General features: G+C 44.9%; 15 protein-coding genes and 3 tRNA genes. 16 read left to right on the top strand and 2 right to left on the bottom strand.

The window, feature by feature from the left end; all coding sequences use genetic code 11:
• Nucleotides 1-56: 56 nt before the first annotated feature.
• From MSMAS_RS03225 to cobT, 3 genes are all read left to right on the top strand, one after another.
• Entirely contained in the window at nucleotides 57-299 is a 243-nt protein-coding gene (locus tag MSMAS_RS03225) for a hypothetical protein (RefSeq protein ID WP_048040942.1), read from the top strand.
• A gap of 89 nt (nucleotides 300-388) precedes the next feature.
• The gene (gene proS, locus MSMAS_RS03220) at nucleotides 389-1,831 is read left to right on the top strand and encodes a proline--tRNA ligase (RefSeq protein ID WP_011032658.1); all 1,443 of its coding nucleotides are present in this window, start codon (nucleotides 389-391) and stop codon (nucleotides 1,829-1,831) included.
• Nucleotides 1,832-2,360: 529 nt separating this feature from the next.
• Entirely contained in the window at nucleotides 2,361-3,410 is a 1,050-nt protein-coding gene (cobT, locus tag MSMAS_RS03215; RefSeq protein WP_011032659.1) for a nicotinate mononucleotide-dependent phosphoribosyltransferase CobT, read from the top strand.
• A gap of 253 nt (nucleotides 3,411-3,663) precedes the next feature.
• Here the strand turns inward: cobT and MSMAS_RS18030 are convergent, their stop codons facing one another.
• Complete coding sequence (locus tag MSMAS_RS18030) at nucleotides 3,664-3,879, bottom strand: hypothetical protein (RefSeq protein WP_011032660.1); 216 nt, start codon at nucleotides 3,877-3,879, stop codon at nucleotides 3,664-3,666.
• A gap of 1,035 nt (nucleotides 3,880-4,914) precedes the next feature.
• Here MSMAS_RS18030 and MSMAS_RS03205 point away from each other — a divergent pair.
• The 7 genes from MSMAS_RS03205 (at nucleotide 4,915) to MSMAS_RS03175 (ending at nucleotide 10,002) form a co-directional block, all read left to right on the top strand.
• Nucleotides 4,915-4,987, top strand: a tRNA-Asn gene (locus MSMAS_RS03205).
• Nucleotides 4,988-5,093: 106 nt separating this feature from the next.
• Nucleotides 5,094-5,168, top strand: a tRNA-Ile gene (locus MSMAS_RS03200).
• An 88-nt stretch (nucleotides 5,169-5,256) separates the two neighbouring features.
• Nucleotides 5,257-5,329, top strand: a tRNA-Asn gene (locus MSMAS_RS03195).
• 470 nt (nucleotides 5,330-5,799) lie between these two features.
• Complete coding sequence (locus tag MSMAS_RS03190) at nucleotides 5,800-6,723, top strand: beta/alpha barrel domain-containing protein (RefSeq protein WP_015411299.1); 924 nt, start codon at nucleotides 5,800-5,802, stop codon at nucleotides 6,721-6,723.
• Nucleotides 6,724-6,827: 104 nt separating this feature from the next.
• On the top strand, nucleotides 6,828-8,261 hold the full coding sequence (gene pyk / locus MSMAS_RS03185) for a pyruvate kinase (protein WP_048046320.1): 1,434 nt from the start codon (nucleotides 6,828-6,830) through the stop codon (nucleotides 8,259-8,261).
• A gap of 209 nt (nucleotides 8,262-8,470) precedes the next feature.
• A complete protein-coding gene (locus MSMAS_RS03180; RefSeq protein ID WP_048039000.1) occupies nucleotides 8,471-9,388 on the top strand; it encodes a hypothetical protein in 918 nt (305 codons plus the stop codon).
• Between the two features lie 287 nt (nucleotides 9,389-9,675).
• Complete coding sequence (locus tag MSMAS_RS03175) at nucleotides 9,676-10,002, top strand: tetratricopeptide repeat protein (RefSeq protein WP_011032668.1); 327 nt, start codon at nucleotides 9,676-9,678, stop codon at nucleotides 10,000-10,002.
• Nucleotides 10,003-10,259: 257 nt separating this feature from the next.
• Here MSMAS_RS03175 and MSMAS_RS03170 read toward each other — a convergent pair whose 3' ends face one another.
• Nucleotides 10,260-11,450: a geranylgeranyl reductase family protein gene (locus MSMAS_RS03170; RefSeq protein WP_048038999.1), complete on the bottom strand. Its 1,191-nt coding sequence runs from the start codon at nucleotides 11,448-11,450 to the stop codon at nucleotides 10,260-10,262.
• Between the two features lie 193 nt (nucleotides 11,451-11,643).
• Between MSMAS_RS03170 and nifH the strand changes: the two genes are divergently transcribed.
• The 6 genes from nifH (at nucleotide 11,644) to nifE (ending at nucleotide 18,011) form a co-directional block, all read left to right on the top strand.
• Nucleotides 11,644-12,465 (top strand): nitrogenase iron protein, encoded by an 822-nt coding sequence (nifH, locus tag MSMAS_RS03165; protein WP_015411304.1) that lies wholly within the window; start codon nucleotides 11,644-11,646, stop codon nucleotides 12,463-12,465.
• Between the two features lie 69 nt (nucleotides 12,466-12,534).
• Entirely contained in the window at nucleotides 12,535-12,852 is a 318-nt protein-coding gene (locus MSMAS_RS03160) for a P-II family nitrogen regulator (protein WP_011032671.1), read from the top strand.
• A 24-nt stretch (nucleotides 12,853-12,876) separates the two neighbouring features.
• Nucleotides 12,877-13,254, top strand: coding sequence for a P-II family nitrogen regulator (locus tag MSMAS_RS03155; RefSeq protein ID WP_015411305.1), 378 nt, complete (start codon nucleotides 12,877-12,879; stop codon nucleotides 13,252-13,254).
• 1 nt (nucleotide 13,255) lies between these two features.
• A complete protein-coding gene (gene nifD, locus MSMAS_RS03150) occupies nucleotides 13,256-14,854 on the top strand; it encodes a nitrogenase molybdenum-iron protein alpha chain (protein ID WP_011032673.1) in 1,599 nt (532 codons plus the stop codon).
• A 13-nt stretch (nucleotides 14,855-14,867) separates the two neighbouring features.
• Nucleotides 14,868-16,238: a nitrogenase molybdenum-iron protein subunit beta gene (nifK, locus tag MSMAS_RS03145; protein WP_048039727.1), complete on the top strand. Its 1,371-nt coding sequence runs from the start codon at nucleotides 14,868-14,870 to the stop codon at nucleotides 16,236-16,238.
• A gap of 165 nt (nucleotides 16,239-16,403) precedes the next feature.
• The gene (gene nifE, locus MSMAS_RS03140; protein ID WP_048039725.1) at nucleotides 16,404-18,011 is read left to right on the top strand and encodes a nitrogenase iron-molybdenum cofactor biosynthesis protein NifE; all 1,608 of its coding nucleotides are present in this window, start codon (nucleotides 16,404-16,406) and stop codon (nucleotides 18,009-18,011) included.
• Nucleotide 18,012: the final 1 nt, after the last annotated feature.

The following is an 18,012-nucleotide window of genomic DNA, read 5'->3' as shown; positions in this document are numbered from 1 at the left end:
GCATGCCAGGGGCTGTACAGGCTTCCTGTTGAAACCGGGCGCTGCGAGTACACCAGATGTGTAAAACCCTGAAAACCCTTCAAAAGGATTTCAGGTTCAGGCAACTGATTGAAAGGGAAGTGCCGGATTTCTGGGAATTAATAGTACCACCTCCTGCAAAACCTGCAGCCTCCAACCCAGATATATTAAATAATAAAATGCGATTATATTCACCAGCGCCTCATTATAAGACGTCTCATTATAAGATAATAGACAGCAGCATACTTGATAAAAAACTTCATAGTAGAATACTTGATTGAAGCACTTCATAGTAGCATACTTGATTAAAACACTTCATAATTCGGTTTATCATAAGAACTAACTGAAATCACAATAATATGGTGAAGGTATGGCAGAAAGCGAAAAAGAAGCAGCACTTCCTCCAAAAGAGGCATTCAGCGACTGGTACAATGAACTCCTGTGGATGGCAGAAATAATGGACGTCCGCTATCCTGTAAAAGGGCTTTACGTATGGTACCCGTTCGGCTTTGCCATCAGGAGGAATACCTACAGTATCATAAGGGAAATCCTTGACAACAGTGGACATCAGGAAACACTTTTTCCTCTACTTATCCCCGAAAACGAGTTCATGAAGGAAGCCGAGCACATCAAAGGCTTTGAGAACGAAGTTTACTGGGTCACACACGGAGGAAAAGACCCTCTTGACATACCACTGGCTCTCCGCCCAACAAGTGAGACTGCCATATATCCGATGTATAAAAAATGGGTCAGATCGCACGCTGACTTCCCGCTGAAGCTATATCAGATAGTTAACACCTTCCGCTATGAGACAAAGCATACCCGGCCTCTTATCAGGCTCAGGGAGATCACTTCCTTCAAAGAAGCCCACACCGTACATGCCACCTGGGAAGATGCAGAAGCCCAGGTAAAGGAAGCTATCGGGCTTTACACTGAGATATACCGCAGGCTGGCAGTCCCTGTGCTTCGTTCAAGGAGACCTGACTGGGACAAGTTCCCTGGAGCGGACTATACCGATGCTCTTGATGCTGTTATGCCTGACGGGAAGACCCTTCAGATAGGGACTGTCCACCACCTGGGCGACAACTTTGCAAAGACCTTTGATATAAAATACGAGGCTCCTGACGGCGAACAGCGCTATGCCCACCAGACCTGTTACGGGATTTCAGAGAGGTCTATTGCAGCCACAATCTCCATTCATGGAGACGACAAGGGGCTCGTCCTTCCCCCGGAAATAGCACCTGTCCAGGTAGTCATTATCCCCATCATCTTCAAGAAAGGAGCAGAAGAGGTTTTCGCAGCCTGCAAAGATGTTCAGGAACGCCTGAAGAAAGCAGGGATCAGAGTAGAGGTCGATGCAAGTGACCTGCGCCCGGGAGCGAAATATTACAAATGGGAAATGAAAGGAGTCCCTCTCAGGCTTGAAATTGGACCTCGTGACCTGCAAAATAATGTTGCGGTTGCAGTCAGGAGAGACACGGGAGAAAAGGACCAGATAACTCTGCTCGAGATAGAAGCCGGGGTTCGCCTGAAGTTTGAAGCAATCCAGAAAAGCCTTTACGAGAAAGCCGGGTCTGAACTTGAAAGCCGCATATTTGACTGTGTCGATCTTGACGAGGTAAAAGAAAAGATCCAGGAAGGAGTTGCAACAATCCCCTGGTGCGGCAAGAGGGAATGCGGGCTTGCAATGGAAGACCATATAGGAGCAGGAATCCTGGGAATTCCCCTGACCCCGAGAAGTAAAGGAAAAGAAAAATGCCCTGCCTGCGGAGAGGAAACCGAAACTCGCGTTTACGTTGCAAGGACCTATTAAGACCTGTAAAAGCTCTTCTAAGACACTGGGCAAAATCTGGAAAGTCCAAGATCTGTATCCAGAAAACATCCTCCGGGTGTTTTCTGCTTTTTTTATTTCCGCTTTCATTCTGTCAGGATCTACCTGAACCTGCGGATTGGAGCAGATTAGAGAATAAAAGCAGGAATTTTTTGTGTTCTTATGACTATTTTCAATGTCGTATATATTCATTAGGAACGGTTTTACACGTTTAGTCAATTGATCTTTAGTACAGGCTGCATGAATGCAAATCTTCTGAGCACGGAAATGAGGCAAAATAAAGTAAAATTAAGTTGAATATAATTAAATTATAATTGATCGCAGATAAATATTAAATACTAAGTAGAAGAATTCTTCACTAGACTCCGGGAAAATATACACCAATTTACCTCGATGTTTCGTATTAACCTCGATGTTTAGTATTGAATCTGAAGGTCTGTACAGAATCCCGGAAAAAATATATTGAAATTTTCTAAAAACTTATCTTCAAAATTTCATAGAGGAGATATGAATGGCCTGGATAGAACCGGAAGTAACAGAAAAACCTAAAAAACCGATGTTTTTGTGCGTACTTTCCAGCACGAAGACAGCACATATTCCAAAACTCTCGGCAGCAGGAAAAACAGCTGAACTTACAGACTACACGCCTGCGGGGGATGCGGAACTTATGGAAACAGGAAACATTATCAGTGTACCGGTGCTTCCCATGACTCCTCCTTATGACACGCCTACCCCTGCAATTATGACCCGTTCGGCGCTGAAGCTTACGGACGCTCCCTACCATTTTATAAATTCGGGCTTAATAGTGACTCCGGATGTCCCGTGCATCGACCTGAAAGCAAATCCCGGAGAAGACATAAGAGAGCCTGTTGCAGTAATGGATGTGCAGGGTATATACGAAAGGGCGAAGCTCCTTGCAAAGCGGCTCAGAAACCAGGCAGACCACGTGGTGATCGGGGAAAGCATTCCCGGAGGCACAACAACGGCAATGGGAGTTTTAATGGCGCTCGGGTATAATGGGAATGTCAGCAGTAGCGCAGATGAAAACCCTCTTGAGCTTAAAAAACAGGTTGTCGAAGAGGGGATGAAAGCTTCAGGCCTTACATTTGGCTGCCTTAAAGACGACCCCATGAAAGCTATTGCCTGCATGGGAGACCCCATGATGCCTGCAGTTGCAGGGCTTGTTGCGGGTTTTCAGGACACTGATACCAGCGTTGTCCTTGCCGGCGGAACTCAAATGGCAGCTGTTTATGCTCTCATTAAACACATGGGCTTAAATACGGAAAAAATTGCAATTGCAACTACCCGCTATGTTGTGGAAGACAAATCCGCAAATTTCATTCAGCTGACCACAACTCTTGGCGTACCTGTAGTTTATGTTGCAGACCCCGGATTTGGCAAGTCCAGCATGAAAGGGCTTCACAGGTATGAGACCGGAACTATAAAAGAAGGTGCTGGTGCCGGCGGAGCCATGTATCTTGCAGGGCTTTTCGGTATTACTCAGGACCAGTTCAGGACAGAAGTGGAAAATGTCTGCAAACTGCTTAAAGCTGGGCACTGAAGAAAAACTGCTTAAAAAATAAATTTTACAAAATTTATATTTTTTTATATAGAAGTCAGCTGAATTTTTCTTACATAATACACAGGAAATCACTACACAGGAAATCACAGATAAAAGAATAAAAACAAAAAAAATCAGGGTTAAAAAAGGAAAAATCAGAAGCCATTTCAGGCTCAGTTTAAAAAAAGTAATTTTTTCAGATTATGGAATTTTAACTAATTTATTTTCCAGGTTAGGATTCTACTATAGCTTTTCAGGCATCTTCAGAAAGTTTAAGGCTCGCTGTAGAAGATACCTCGTGGGAAGGTAGTGGTTTCTGGACCTGGAGCATGTTAACTCCCCCAAAACATGCTTCCGAACTCACACGCCCACAATTCCGGCAGTAGTAGAAGACGTTAGAACCTATTACCTGGCGTTTTAGCCTGGACTCACATTCACTGCAAAATTTATGACTAACAGATATTTCCATTGGAACTCCTCATTCGTAAATCATAATTGAATCGAGCCTTGCAGTGCCTATTTTTGTCCAGTACTTGCAGATACTGCAATACTGGGTCTTACCGTCAGCGCTTATTTTCAACTTGGCATGACATTTTGGACATATTTTTAGATGTTTCGTTAATAAACCCCCTTGAATTTTCATTTTTAGAGTTGTGGATTGTAAGCCAGAAGTTCTCGAATACAGCAGGATTCTCCCGTAACATGCCCTGAAGACCTAATATAGAATACCTAGCTGTGCAGAGAACACCGATGGCATCAAACCCTTTAATAAACAATTTAAAAGCCTTTTTGGACTTTCATGCTTAAACGAATCGAATTCCCCCGGACAAAGCCTCAGATAAGGCATTTTAAGCTGATAGGCATATTGCTTAAAATTGGACCTGTCCGCTCGCTGTACGAATTTTACATCAAATACCAAATATATTATTCTTGAAAGGATATAAGTTTTAGCCAGAAAATAGGTATTTTTATAAGCAATTAGAAGGAAAAAGGATTCCATTAATCAAACCCCCATTATAAAAAGAGCAGAAACAAATAGAAAAAAAGAGCCAGTGTAATAACAGAGTTAGTTGAATAAGTATCAGACCAAATTTTAATCGAATAAAAAATGATAGTTGAATGGTATCAAATCCATTACCGGAAATACTAACCGCGTGATTATCTGCTGGCAGTTATCAGTTAGAGGAGATAAGGTAAAATCGGTTTTTAACCGGAGACCAGCCGCAGGGGATTGATAAGAAGCCGGAAAGCAGAACAAAAGTAATGGTTTGAGGGTTAAGAATTGTATATTAATGAGATTTAATGAAGTTGATCCGGAAGGGCAGGATATTGTGAATTAAAAAGTTGCTTTGGAGGGGATAATAAAGAAATATATTATAAAACCCTGTATTAACGATACAAAGCTGCCCGTGGAAAGAGTTTCAAGCGAAATATATAAATACAATTGTCGCTTTAGGAATGTTCGCGACAGGGTAAGCAATAACTGATAAACCCTATCCTGCAAGCCGCTTTAACTCAGTTGGTAGAGTGTCTGGCTGTTAACCAGAATGTCGTAGGTTCGAGCCCTGCAAGCGGCGTAAATCTTTTGCACAGGTTACAGCGATTTTTTAAGAAAATAAAAACACTTACAAAAAGTTTATTATTAAAGCGTACTTAAAACTATTGAACATCATAGAACAAAGAGGGCCTGTAGCTCAGTCAGGTTAGAGCGCTCGGCTCATAACCGAGCGGTCACCGGTTCAAATCCGGTCAGGCCCATAAAACCCATAAAATTTATATCCCAGGAATCTCTTTTATGAGAAGGTTAAGGGTAAAAATCAAAATGGAATAACATTCCAATCATAAAGCCGCTTTAACTCAGTTGGTAGAGTGTCTGGCTGTTAACCAGAATGTCGTAGGTTCGAGCCCTGCAAGCGGCGTAAAATTCACTGCTTTTTTGTAAGAATTATTCGTTTGCCGGATATTCAGTTTTTGATTCATAATATTGCTTACAATTTTTGATTTTCATTTCTTCAGCCATTAACTGTTTACTATTTTTGAGTTATATTCTGCTTGCTATTTTCGATTTATATTTCGTAGCTATTTTACACTCTCAATTGAACGAGGGTTTAAATTTCCGAAACGCTTAATAATCGAGAATCGAATAGTTTTTTACTGGCAGCAAGGGTTCGGGAGATATCAGGAAGTTTTGAACAGGGGAAAACTCCTGAAATTATATTCAATTTCGAACTGGAAGAATTAATAAATATAGTAGAGAAGAATAAAGTAAATAAATTACTTCCAATATTACTATCTACCCTCTAACTGAACCTACCTTCTAACTGAACCGTTCTGACACTACTACTTACATCCTATTGACTGCTATTTAATAAGACTGAGGTTTATGAACATGGCTCCAATTAAAAAAGAAGACGTAACCGTACCTTTAGATGTCCCGAAAGCAATGCGCGAAACTTACATAAAAAACTACATGGAAATAACAAAAGAGAGCGGAAAGCTGATGCTTTTTGCAGGGGACCAGAAAGTAGAACACCTGAACGATGACTTTTTTGGACCGGAAGTCCCTGAAGATGACGCTGACCCTGAACACCTTTTCAGGATTGCAGCTCAGTCAAAAATAGGGGTTTTCGCTACCCAGCTAGGGCTTATTGCCCGCTACGGCATGGACTATAAGGATATTCCCTATCTTGTAAAGGTAAACTCCAAGACCAATCTGGTTGAAACCGAACAGGCTGACCCTTTCAGCAACCTCTGGTATGATATTGACCAGGTAGCCGAGTTTAGGGAGAACAGCGGGCTCAACATCCTTGGTGTCGGCTATACAATCTACCTTGGGAGCGAATTTGAAGCCGAGATGCTTGTTCAGGCTGCCCAGGTAGTTTATGATGCCCACCAGCACGGGATGCTGTCCGTACTCTGGATCTATCCGCGTGGAGCTGCCGTAAAAGATGAAAAGGACCCGCACCTGATTGCAGGAGCAACTGGAGTAGGAGCCTGCCTTGGGTCGGACTTTGTAAAGGTTAATTATCCCAAGAAGGAAGGAGAAAAGTCTGCCGAGATCTTCAAGGAAGCAGTCAAAGCAGCCGGGCGTACGAAAGTAGTTTGCGCCGGAGGGTCAAGCGACGAAGCAGAAGCTTTCCTCAAAAAACTCCACGACCAGATACACATCTCCGGAGCCCAGGGGAATGCAACCGGTAGAAATATCCACCAGAAGCCCCTGGATGAAGCTGTCCGCATGTGCAATGCTGTTTATGCCATAACTGTCGAAGATGCAAGCGTTGAAGATGCCCTCAGGATTTACAGTGGAGAATAAACTGTACCAGAAGGGCCTGGGCAGGATTTTTCTGAAAGCGCATGAAATAAATTCCAAATTTTTCAAAAAGGGATAAATCCAGAAAAATTTGAGGCTGTATAACCATGGAAATCCCGGATCATAAAACAAAGATCGTCTGTACAATAGGACCTGCCTCTTCTTCTGAAGAGATGATAAGGAAGCTTATGCTTGCGGGCATGAACGTGGCAAGGATAAATTTTTCTCACGGAGACTTTGAGAGCCACTCAAGGGTTGTCCGAATTATCCGTAAGGTTGCAGATGAACTTGGCAGGACAATTGCAATCCTTGCAGACCTGCCTGGCCCGAAAATACGCATAGGCAAACTCGAAAAAGAGCCTGTTATGCTCCATAAAGGGAACCCGATAACCCTTACAATTGACGACACTCCGGGAAACGAAGAGAGAATCCCTGTCAGTTACAAACAGCTTCCGGAAAGCGTAACCCCTGGGAGCCTTATCTACCTCAGTGACGGGTTCATACAGCTCCTCTGCAAGGAGGTTACAGGAAAAGACGTTCTCTGTGAAGTCCTTATCGGAGGAGAGCTTTATTCGCACAAAGGGCTGAACCTTCCAGGGGCAAAGATCTTTCTTGACGCTGTGACTGAAAAAGATTTCAGGATCCTGGAATTTGCCCTTGAAGAGGACATTGACACTTTCAGCATCTCTTTTGTAGAAAATGCAGAAGATATCCGAAAAGTAAGAAATTTTGCCGCTTCCAGAGGAAAGCAGGTAAATATAGTATCAAAAATAGAACGCAGGCAGGCTGTAGAAAATATAAGAGAAATCCTTGACGAGACCGATGCCCTTATGGTTGCAAGGGGAGACCTGGGAGTTGAAATTCCTATCCAGGAAGTCCCTTCAGTCCAGAAAGAACTTATCCAGAGGGCAAAACTCCTTGGAATTCCTGTGATTACTGCAACCCATATGCTGGCTTCCATGACAGATAATATAAGACCCACGCGTGCCGAAGCCACGGATGTTGCAAACGCTATCCTTGACGGCACGGATGCTGTTATGCTCTCGGAAGAAACAGCAGTCGGAAACTACCCCGTGGAAGCTGTCGAGATGATGGCAAAGATTGCAAAGACCACTGAAAACTGGCGCTCCCGGACTAAATGGGGGCTTGACACAATGATCAAATCCATAACTGCCAGGGAGATGTCAGTGGATGAGGTAATCACCTTACAGGTTTATGAAGCCCTGCAGAAACTGCCTGTTGCAGCCGTACTTACCCCGACAAGGAGCGGAGCGACTCCCCGCAGGATTTCGCGCTTTAATCCTGACCCCTGGATTCTGGCTTTCAGCCGCGTTCCTAAGACCTGCAGGTTCCTTTCCCTGTCTTACGGGGTTTATCCTGTTGCCGTAAACGAATCTATTGAAAGCTGGGAAAAAGAGACAACGGAAAGAACAAAAGAATTGGGATTTGCGAAAAGTAAAGATCTCGTGATTTTTACCCAGGGCCCTGCTTCCGGAAAACCCGGAGGTACGAATATGCTCAAGATCCTGACCCTTGACTGAAAAGGGCAGAACATTCCAGAATTGAGATAAGGAGATAAAACCTCAATTATCTCAGAAAGACTTTTTTATCCCGAATTCTTTTTTTCAAAAGTTAGGGTAAAATTATTTTTATAATAGAATAGTAATATAAGTGCGAATACAATAGATTTAGATAACATGTGTGTTTTATACATTCAGAAGAATTTATCTTATGTTATGAGGTTTCATTTATGAAACGAAAGGATCCAGCAACAAAAAACCAGAAATATCTGGCTATCTTCCTGGCAGCAACAATGTTTCTTTCTGCCTTTATGATACTTTTCTCGGGAACTTCAAATAATAGTAATGAGGACGAAGCCCCCACTTCGGAAACCGGTGGCGAACTTATCACAGTTCCTTTCTCACAGGTTCCGGGCAAACATGTCCAGCACGATTTCAGTTCGATCGCTGACGGACTGGAAATGTCTCCTGAAGGAGTGACAAATGCAGTGTACGTGGACCTTCAAAAAACCGAAGGAACTCCACTTGAATCCGTTTTTGGAAACAGACAGACTATGAATGTTTCTTTCTCTTACGGTGCTGATGTGACGAAAAGATACGGTGCAAATTACGGAAATGAGAGCGGCTTTGAGCTGCACCAGATTCCTGAACAAAGGATCAGCATGCCTATGGACACAAAGGCAATGCCTTATGAAGGATATCAGATCCTCGACCGTACAAACGGCACTTACAACATCTGGAACGTTGTTGGAAGCCCGGCAATAATAGGTCCTATTGATACTGTAGCTGGCGTTATAAATGTCATTGAAGGAAACGAAACATCAACTGCAGAATATGACCAGATTTTGAGCCAGGCAGACCTTGAAGGAAGCATCTACCAGGAAGTGGTCAAAAAGACAAACTCCTCAGATGCCCCTGCCGAACAGTATTACAGAGACCTCAAAAAACTGGATGACGGAAGTTACGTTCAGACCACAATCTACCTTAATCCGGAGCCGGTAGTGAACGAAAAAATCACGGCTTACCAGACGAACGCAAGCGAGCGTGGAGTGGCTTACAACGTAACTACCCTTGACAACATTACTAAACTGGTAATAAGTTCAGACTTTGAGAGCGTGTATAACGAAAGTGCCCTGCTTTCAATATAAGCAGGCAAACTTTCTTTTTTTAATTTATTTTTTTGATTATTTATTTACTTGTTTTTTATATAGTTAGATGTTTATTTAGATGTTTATATATTTACATACCCACTCATATATAATAAATTAAGACGAAGTTTTATATTGGAATTCTGTTTTCATCTCTCTGAGACGTCTTCCGGTTTTTAATTCCACATCGCAATCTGAGAAGGAACTTTCTTTTCAATCAGTGGGAGACACGGGAAGCACTACTTATTTCTATAGACCCGGCGTATATTTAATGGGAAGTGATGTTATTGGCGTTTCTGGACAAACTGTTTAAAAAGAAGATAGAGGGAAAGACCGTAGAGGAATGGTACGGGCTTGCAACAGCAGAAACCGATCCTGAGAAAAAAATAGAGTATTTTGACAAGGTACTGGCATTAAAACCTGACTTTGCAGGAGCCTGGAACCTCAGAGGGCTTGAATTTGTGGTTCTCAAAAGGTATGAAGAAGCCATTACCTCGTTTAACAAAGCTCTTGAGATAAGACCAAATTATCTGGAAGCAAAGTACAATAAAGAGGATGCTGAAACTGAATTAAGGAAAATAAAGGCGGCAGAAAGTCCGGCTGAAGGCAGATAAAGCAGGACAAAAAATATATGCAAAAAGAAGAAGAAAACGAAAATAAAAGAAAGAAACGATAAAAGAAGAAGAAAACGAAAATAAAAGAAAGAAACGATAAAAGAAGAAGAAAACGAAAATAAAACCAGTAATGAATAAAACCAGTAATGAATAAAACCAGTAATGAATAAAACCAGTAATGAATAAAACCAGTAATGAATAAAAAAGTCAGGAAAACAGATTGAACAGGAGTATTTCCCGACTTCCAACCTGTAAATTTATTTTTTCCCGCGGCTGAGGGCTTGAAGCCCGAGCTTTACAGGTCCTGGGAGTTTTCCGCACTGCATGACCTTCATCTGCTCCGGGGAAATAAACCTGAAAGCCGCATTCATGAGGGCATCGGATTTCATTATGCCGTCCATTATCTGCCTTGCCTGTACCGAAGTTTCAAGCGCCTGCCCGAATTGAGCTCTCCATCGCCTGTCATACTCTTCAAGATCGCATTTCCCGGCTGCAAATTCGGCTGCAGTTTCCCCTGCAATTTTTCCAGCTATCATGGCAGGAGGAATTCCACCACCGTTCGTTGCGATGATATGTCCGGCTGCGTCCCCGACGACCAGGGAATCTGCTGTTGCGGTATTTGCAGGAGCTCCATTAACAGGGATAATACCTGCAATGACATTCATTATAACGGCGTTTTTCAGCTTTGGGCCTGCCACAGGGTGTTTCTTTATAAAACGGTGCAGGTACTCTTTTGCAGAAACCCCTTTCTCAGCCATGCAACTCCGGATTCCGATTCCTACATTTGCCCTGTCCTTTCCCTCAGGAAAAACCCATGCATACCCGCCAGGAACATAATCTTTTCCAAAATACATCTCAAGGGCATCCGGGTCAATATCAACGTTCCTCACCTGGTATTCTATGGCTACGGATGTTTCTCTTGCTTCTGGTTTCATAATAAGGCCCCTGGATTTTGCGACAAGGGAGTTGGGACCGTCAGCTCCGATGATCGCTTTTGCCCTGATCGTGTGTTTTCCGAAAATTCCTGATGTTTCAACAGTCGTACCCTGTATTTTTGTAACGCGGGTCTTAACCATAAGCTCAGCCCCTGCCTCTGCAGCCTGCTCTGCAAGGTACTGGTCATACCTTCTCCTGTCAAGGACCGCCCCCTTCACAGCAAATTCTTTTGCATTGCAGTTTGGGGGAATAATGCGCTGGGTCCTGATTGGCTGCAGCACGCAGGAGTCAGGATAATTTTTCAGCGCTCCTGGAAGGTCAGCTTCAGGCAAAAGAGCCTTAACCTCCGAGGCATCAGGGAGAAATCCCGCACACTGGATAGGGCTTCCGATTTCCCTTTTTTTGTCAAGGAGAAGTACAGAGGCTCCTTTCTTTGCAGCATATAATGCGGCAGTGGAACCTGCGGGGCCTGCGCCCACCACCACGATGTCATAAGAGGTCTCCGGGATCATGAAAGAGTCTTCCTGTTGTTTATTTTGCCTCTGCAATTTACTTAAGAATTGTTTATTAAACCTTTCCTGAAAACCGGAAACACAAACTAAAACGAAAGGAAGTTTTCATTTTATAGAAAAATTTAAATAGTATGAGATAGTACAACGGTTACCGGCTTCCGGTGAAGAAATAAAACGAGGAGCAAGGTAAAACATGAGACAAATAGCAATCTACGGAAAGGGCGGTATAGGAAAATCCACTACCACGCAGAATCTTACTGCAGCCCTTGCGACTATGGGAAACAAAATTCTCCTTGTGGGATGTGACCCCAAAGCAGACTCTACCAGAATGCTGCTTGGCGGCCTGAACCAGAAAACCGTGCTTGACACACTCAGAAGTGAAGGAGACGAAGGAGTAAACCTTGACGTCGTTGTACAGCCAGGTTTTGGGAATATTAAATGTGTGGAATCAGGAGGGCCCGAGCCCGGTGTAGGATGTGCAGGCAGGGGCATTATTACTTCCATAGGGCTGCTCGAAAACCTGGGAGCCTACACTGAAGACCTTGACTATGTATTCTACGACGTGCTTGGTGACGTCGTATGCGGAGGTTTTGCCATGCCAATCCGTGAAGGAAAAGCCAAGGAGATCTATATTGTTGCCAGTGGGGAACTGATGGCAATTTACGCAGCAAACAACATCTGTAAAGGACTTGCCAAGTTTGCCAAAGGTGGAGCCCGTCTTGGAGGCATCATCTGTAACAGCAGAAACGTAGACGGAGAACGTGAACTTCTTGAGGCATTCGCGCAGAAACTGGGAAGCCAGCTAATCCATTTCGTGCCCAGGGACAACATCGTTCAGAGGGCGGAAATCAACAGAAAAACCGTGATCGACTTTGACCCAGAATCCAATCAGGCAAAAGAATACCTGACTCTCGCCAGCAACGTCCAGAACAACACCAAACTAGTGGTCCCGACTCCGCTCCCTATGGAAGAGTTAGAAGCCATGATGGTGGAATTCGGGATTGTTGAGCTATAATTGCAGAATGCAGGAATTAAGAGCCTTAACTGCTGAGTTAACACCGAACCAGACGGAGGAGATAAAGAAATGCAAATGATACGTGCGATCATAAGGCCCGGAATGGAGCCAAAGGTTGTCGAGAGCCTTGAAAAAGAGGGCTGCATTTCCCTTACAAAAATGGAAGTATTCGGGCGAGGGAAACAAAAAGGGATCCATATTGCAGACGTGCACTATGACGAACTGCAGAAGACCATGCTCATGATGGTTGTCGAAGATGAACACAGGGACAGAGTTGTACAGACCATAATGGAAGCAGCCAGGACCGGAAAATACGGAGACGGAAGAATATTCGTAAACCCGGTTGAAGAAGCCTACACCATAAGGACTGGAAAGCCCGGACTTTGAGCCGGATTTTTGGAGGAAAAATCCGTGAAAGAGATTACGGCAATAATCAGGATGAACAGAGTCCAGAAAACCAAGGATGTCCTCCTTGAATGCGGCTTTCCCTCCTTTACCGTGAGAAGGGTGATGGGCCGCGGAAAACAGAAAGGACTCTGCTTTGAATTTAACCCACCTCTGCCAGAACCTGAAAAGGAAGCAGAGACCTGTATTCACTTCATTCCAAAACGCATGTTCACCATTGTGGTGGATGATGAAAATGTAAACGAAGTGGTTCGGAAAATTATAGAGGTAAACCAGACCGGACATCCGGGAGACGGAAAAATATTCGTATCAAGTATCAGCGAAGCATACCGCATAAGGACCGGAGAAAGCGGAGAAGCAACCGTGAATAAGGAGATGGTGTGATATGGGAGCGGAAATTAACTCTGAGATTGGAGACAAACAGCAGCTTGTTGAAAATATGATGAAAGCGCTCCCGGAAAAGGCTGCAAGAAACAGGAGAAAACACATAGTTGTCAGGGACTGTTCCACCGAACAGCACATTGAAGCCGACGATAAGGTAATCCCCGGAATCCTTACAAACCGCGGATGTGCTTTTGCTGGCACCAAAGGTGTGGTTTTCGGGCCGATCAAAGACATGGTGCATATCGTCCACGGGCCCATAGGCTGCGCATTTTTCACCTGGGGGACCAGGCGAAACTTTGCAAAGGCAGAAGAGGGCGAAGACAACTACATGAATTACTGCGTATGCACGGATATGAAGGAGACCGATATTGTCTTTGGAGGAGAAAAAAAGCTAAAGAAAGCCATTGACGAAGTTGTAAAAATCTTCAATCCCGAAGCAGTTACCATCTGCGCAACCTGTCCTGTCGGGCTTATAGGAGACGACATTGAAGCAGTTTCAAGGGAAGCTGAAAAAGAACACGGTATAAAAGTAATTCCTGCCCGATGTGAAGGGTATAGGGGAGTCAGCCAGTCAGCCGGACACCATATTGCGAGCAACGCCCTGATGGAGAACCTTATCGGGACCGAGGATATCAAAAACCCCACCCCGTTTGACATCAACATATTCGGAGAATACAATATCGGAGGAGACCTCTGGGAAATTAAGCCGATCCTTGAAAAAATAGGGTACAGGATTGTCTCAACCTTTACCGGAGACGGGTCATTCCATAAACTTGCACAGGCCCATAGAGCAAAACTCAGCATCCTGCTCTGCCACCGCTCCATCAACTACACAAACCGCATGATGGAAGAGAAATACGGGATTCCCTGGCTGAAGGTCAATTACATAGGTACAAAAGCTACTGAAAAGTCACTCAAGAAAATGGCAGAGTTCTTTGACGACCCTGAAATCACCAGAAAAACTGAAGAAATCATTGCCGAAGAAACTGCAAAGTACAGAGACGAGATAGAGAAATACAGAAAGAAGCTCCAGGGAAAAACCGCCTTTATCTATGCAGGAGGTTCAAGAAGCCATCACTACACGAACCTCTTTGAAGAGCTCGGCATGAAAGTGGTTGTTGCAGGCTACCAGTTCGCTCACAGGGACGACTATGAGGGCAGACAGATCATTCCCCACATGCAGGAAAAAGCCCTTGGTTCGATCCTTGAAGATATACACTACGAAAAGGATGAAAATGTCAAACCGGCAGTCAGTCCTGAAAGGATTGAGGAGCTGAAAAAGAAAATCGGTCTCATGGACTATGAAGGGCTCTTCCCGGAAATGAAAGATGGGACCATTGTTATAGATGACCTCAACCACCACGAAACCGAAGCCCTCCTGAAAACCCTTAAACCTGACATTTTCTGCTCAGGGATCAAGGATAAGTACTGGGCTCAAAAGCACGGGATCCCTTCAAGGCAGATCCATTCCTATGACTACAGCGGACGCTATACCGGTTTTTCCGGAGTTGTAAATTTCGCAAGGGACATAGACATGGCTATGCACAGCCCCACCTGGAGGTTCATACGCCCGCCCTGGAAAGGAGAAGGAGAAGAATAAGGAGGGACGAAAAATGTTAGACTATACCCCATGTGAAGAGATAACCAGAGAAGCAGTAACCATCAATCCTGCAAAGATCTGCCAGCCAATAGGTGCGGTATATGCGGCTCTTGGTGTCCACAACTGCATGCCTCACAGCCACGGTTCACAGGGCTGCCTTTCGTACCTGCGTATGTGCCTGAGCAGACACTACCGCGAGAACCCTGTCGCAACTACCAGCAGTTTCTCAGAAGGTACCGCAGTTTTCGGAGGCGCAGCAAACCTCAAGGAAGCCCTTGGAAATCTGACTGCAATCTATAGACCTGAAGTAATTGCCATCCATACAACCTGCGTGGCAGAAACCATAGGAGACGACGTGGGAGTTATCATTGAAGACGTAAGGGCTGAAGAACTCATAGACCCATCAATCAAGATCTGTGCGGCTTCCACTCCAAGTTACGTGGGCACTCACATAACCGGCTATGACAATATGGTAAAGTCCTTTGTGACCACCTTTGCCAGAAAAACCAAGCCGAACGGAAAACTCAACCTTATCCCCGGCTTCGTGGAACCCGGAGATATCCGGGAAATAAAGCGCATACTCTCAATCATGGGAATTCCGAACATCGTCTTCCCGGACACAACCGATGTTTTTGATGCTCCCCTTACCGGAGAGCCGGGGATGTACCCGAAAGGAGGGACTCCGATCGGAGATATAGAGGATTCCGCAAATTCTGCAGGGACCATAGCCCTCTGCAGGATGGCAGGAGGATCAGCAGCAAAAATCCTGGAAAGCAAGTTTAAGGTTCCGGCAAAAATAGGGCCTACCCCTATAGGGATAAGGAACACCGACCGCTTCGTAATGAACGCAGCAAAACTTGCCAATGTGGCGATCCCTCCGGAACTCGAGGATGAACGCGGCAGGCTTGTAGATATGATGACCGATGCTCACCCTCATTACCATGGGAAAAAGGTTGCCATCTATGGGGACCCGGACATAATTTCAGGGCTTACGAGCCTTGTGATGGAAATGGGCATGGAACCGGGTGTGGTGCTTACCGGCACCCAGAACTCTGAATTCAAAAAAGAAGTAGAAGGACTCACAGGTTCCGAGTACCCGGAAGCCGATATTATCTCGGGAGGGGACCTCTTCATGCTCCACCAGATCATCAAGCGAAAGCCCGTGGACCTCCTCATCGGCAACACATACGGGAAATTCATATCAAGGGCAGAGGATGTGCCCCTTGTAAGGGTAGGATTCCCGATAATGGACCGGGCAAACCTGCACTACTTCCCGATCATGGGGTACGCCGGAGCTGCACGACTGGTGGAGCGCATAGGAAATACCCTGCTTGACAGGAAAGACAGGGACGCACCGGACTGGTTACTTGAAACAATCCAGTAACAAAGGAGCCTGAATATAAAGGTAGTGATCTGAAAGGTACTGACCTGAAAATCTCAGAGATGACAGCAAACTGATAAATTCAAAATTGGAAAAAGTGGAAAACCGCCGCTGCAGTTCTGAAAACAGGTAAAAATCTGAAAACAGAAGCAGAGGGGAGTGAAATAGATGATTGAGAAAACCGGGATAGTGGATACGCTCGAAGAAAGGCAACCGTATATTACCAGAAAACAGGAAAAGGGGCAGGAAATTCCCCTTGCCTGCGACAATAACTCTCTTGCAGGAGCCATTAGCCAGAGGGCATGTGTATATTCGGGAGCAAGAGTTGTCTTAAACCCCGTAACCGATGCAGTCCATCTGGTCCACGGCCCCATAGGCTGTGCAGGGTATACCTGGGACATAAGGGGTGCAAAGTCCAGCGGAGTCGAAACGAACCGCAGCAGTTTCAGCACGGACATGAAAGAGATCGATGTTGTCTTCGGAGGAGAGAAAAAACTCTCAAATGCAATTGATGAGCTGGCAGGCATCTACCGCCCTCCTGTCATTTTCGTGTATTCTACATGCATTGTGGGAATTATCGGAGATGACCTGGAAGCCGTATGCAAAACAGCAAGCAAGAAGCACAATATCCCGGTAATCCCTGTAAAGTCCGAAGGGTTCAAAGGCAACAAGTCCGACGGATACAAAGCTGCATGCAATGCCTTAAAGCAGCTTATAAAAAGACCTGAAAAGAAGACTGTAGAAAAAAAATCCGAAATAAGGTCTGAATCTAAAAAACCGGATATTAAACACTCAAAAATCGAGAAGATGGAAATCAAAAAACCGAAGATCAATATCCTCGGGGACTTCAACGTGGCTGGGGATGTCTGGCTCGTAAAACCCCTCTTTGAAAAGATGGGAATCGAAGTCATAGTCTCCATGACCGGAGATTCGACTGCCGAATCCATTTCAAGGGCAGCGGAAGCAGACCTCAACCTCGTCCAGTGCAGCGGATCAATGACCTATCTTGCAAAATGGATGCAGCAGGAGTACGGGATTCCATATCAGACTGTAAGCTTCTTCGGAATCGAAGATATTTCCATTGCTCTTCGGGAAACTGCGGAATACTTCGGCTCGGAAGAAATGAAAAAGAAAGCAGAAAAGATTCTTGAAGCCGAAACAAACCGTATCATGCCTGAAATTTCCCGTGTAAGAGAGAGTATCAAAGGGAAAAAGGCCGCAATCTATATGGGAGGCCCTGCCAAAGCTCTCACGCTTATCAAAGGTTTTGCGGAACTGGGCATGGAAGTGGTCATTATAGGGACCCAGACCGGGAAAAAGGAAGACTACGAGCAGATCAGCTATTCGGTCCGGGACGGGACGGTCATTGTGGATGATGCAAACCCCCTGGAACTTGCAGACCTGCTCGTGAAACAGAAAGCCGACCTGATGGTTGCAGGCGTGAAAGAGAGGTTTATCGCATACAAGCTGGGCGTTGCTTTCTGCGATTTCAACCACGACAGGGTGGTGGAGTTCGAAGGCTTTGACGGCTTTGTAAACTTTGCAAAGGAAGTGGATGCTTCCATTAACAGCCCTGTCTGGAAAGCTGTCAGGCAGAGGACCCTTAACCCCGAACCCCTGGAGCCGAAAAAAACCATGGTAGAATCGGGACAGGAAAAAGCCACAATCAAAGAAGAAGTTTCCGAAAAACCATACTCAAAGAAGTGTAAGGGTCTAGCCCCGAAACCGGAGTTTTTACACTCCGGACAGGATGCTGTAGTTGAGAGTGAGGTATGAG

Origin of the sequence: Methanosarcina mazei S-6 (assembly GCF_000970205.1) — an archaeon.
Classification (GTDB): Archaea; Halobacteriota; Methanosarcinia; order Methanosarcinales; family Methanosarcinaceae; genus Methanosarcina; species Methanosarcina mazei.
This window is presented reverse-complemented; position numbering and strand designations above follow the sequence as displayed.